This window comes from Actinomadura sp. GC306 (genome assembly GCF_004348665.1).
GTDB lineage: Bacteria > Actinomycetota > Actinomycetes > Streptosporangiales > Streptosporangiaceae > Spirillospora.
The window spans coordinates 1-2,158 of the sequence record NZ_SMKM01000483.1 but is presented as its reverse complement, the minus strand read 5'-3'; the positions used below and the strand labels follow the sequence as shown (position 1 = coordinate 2,158).

Sequence of the window (2,158 nt, the reverse complement as noted above, 5' to 3'; positions counted from 1 at the left end):
CCCACAAGGCGTCGTCGCAGCCCGCCGCCCAGTGCCCCGCCGCCTCCAGCACCTCCTGCAGGTCCCGCGCCAGCTCGCCCAGCGACCGCAGCGCCATCGCGTCCTGGATCATCCGCTCCCGCGCCTCGTAGGGCATCCGCAGGCCGAACTCCGCCGGGAACCGCGGGCGGCGCCCGTCCAGCACCGGGTCCTCACCCGTCGCCGCCGCCCGCACCGCCGCGACCTGCCACCGCGTCCACTCCGCCAGATGCCCCAGCACCGCCCGCAGCGCCGCCGCGCCCGCCGTCCCGCCCCGCGCGCCGGGACGGGCCTCGGCCGCCGCGTCCCGCAGCCGCGACCGCACGAACTCCAGCCGGTCCAGCGTCCACGCCCGCGCCCGCGCCGCACCCGCCGGGCCCCGCGGCTCCGGCCCCGGCGGGGGACGCGGCACCGGCACCCGCAGCGCCGCCAGCAGCGCGTCCAGATCGCGGACCTCCGCGCTCCGCCCCGACAGGAACGCCGCGCCGACCCGGTCCAGCCGGAACAGCCGCGGCCCGTCCCGCATCCGGCACCACCCCACCAGGTACTCGGCGTAGGGGGCGGTGACCAGGCCGTGCGCCTCCACGTCACGGAAACTGCGCGCCCCCGCCCGGTCGGTGTAGGCCAGCCGCACCACCCGGCGGGTGCGGACCGCCTCGGCGAGGGTGTCGCGCACCGGGCCCGTCAGCGACGCCGCCTCGCCCAGCGGCACGGGCTCCGGCGCGCGCGGCAGCGCGACCCCGCGGCCCTTGCGCCGCCGCACCGGCAGCCCGCCGTGCTCCAGCAGCTCCAGGTCCCGCCGGACGGTCCGCTCGCCGACCTCCAGGCGCGCCGCCAGCACGGCGGGCTCCACCGGCTCGGGGGAGGCCGCGCGCAGCTCGCAGATCAGCGCCAGCAGCCGGTCAACACGGTCCACGCCCCCATGGTGGCCCCGCCCGCCGGTGATCCGCCCCCGGCGAGGGGGCCCAGATCCCCCGCGGGTAAGGCGATCCGCGCCGTCCCGGCACACCAGGCGCCGCACGAGCACCACGCCCCGCACCACGCCCCGGCACCGCTCACCGCCGCCGAGGGGACCCGGGCGACGAGTCCGCGGAGACCGCAGTGAAGGCCGCCTCGCGCACGCCCTCCACCGAAAGCACCGCCGCAGGGCAGGGCCCGGCAGGGGCACCGGCCGCGGTTCGGCGGGGGGCGGCCGGGGTCAGCGGCCCGACAGCTCCGCGGCCAGGCCCTCGAAGTCGGCCGCCGTCAGCGACAGCGCACCGCCGATCGCCCGCGTCTCCTCCGCGCGGCCCAGATGCCGCGTCGCCGCCCGGTCCAGGTAGGACTCCACCAGCCGCGCGCCGGTCAGCCGCCCCCGCGGCCGCAGCTCGGCCACCTCGCGCTCCACCACCGCCCACGCGTCCGGGCCCAGCCGCAGCCGCCGCTCCTCGGCCAGCAGCCCCACCAGCGCCGCCCGCGCCCGCGGCTCGTTCAGGTCCGGCAGCCGCACCGCCCGCAGATCCGTCACCAGCTCCGGCGCCACCGCCGACAGCTCGGCCAGCCGCCCCGGCTCGCACGTCGCCAGCAGCGCGGTGTCGTTGACGCCCTCCAGCCGCGTCCGGTACAGCACCGACGCGTAGGCCGGGCCCTGCGACTCGTCCAGGACCAGCGCGTCAAGGCCGTCCAGGAGCAGGACGTGGCCCGCGTGCTCGTCCAGCACCGCGCGCAGCCCGTCCGGGCCGTGCTCGCGCAGGTCCTCGGCGTGCGCGACGCGGACCTCGCCGCTGGAGGCCTCCACCTCCGCCAGCGCCGCCGCGGCCATCCGCGCCAGCCGCCGCTGCCCGCTGGAGGGCGCTCCGACCAGCAGCAGCGCCGGTGCCGACGCGCTGGACACCTCCTGCCCCCGCAGCCGCCGCGCCCACTTGCCGCGCCGCCGCACCTCGGTCACCACCCGCTCGATGTCGTCGGCGCCGCACAGGAACCGCGTCCCGTACGCCTCGGCGACCTGCACCCCGTGGTCCGGCGCCGCGGGCGGCGGGTCCGCCTGCGGCGCGGGGGGCGGGGGAGGCTGCGGGTCGGCGCCGGGCCACGCCGGGCCCGGGTCGAGCTGGGTCTTGAACGCGTCGGTGTCCAGCTGCGTCTCCTGCGGCCACCCCTGCTC

2 protein-coding genes are annotated in these 2,158 nt (G+C 79.8%); both read right to left on the bottom strand.

From position 1 onward, the window contains the following. Nucleotides 1-934 (bottom strand): WYL domain-containing protein (locus tag E1200_RS32815; RefSeq protein WP_207933667.1); only part of this gene is annotated, 934 nt, incomplete at its 3' end. Between the two features lie 282 nt (nucleotides 935-1,216). After that, nucleotides 1,217-2,158, bottom strand: a 942-nt coding sequence (locus tag E1200_RS34230) for a hypothetical protein (RefSeq protein ID WP_207933666.1), incomplete at its 5' end; no start/stop codon positions are given.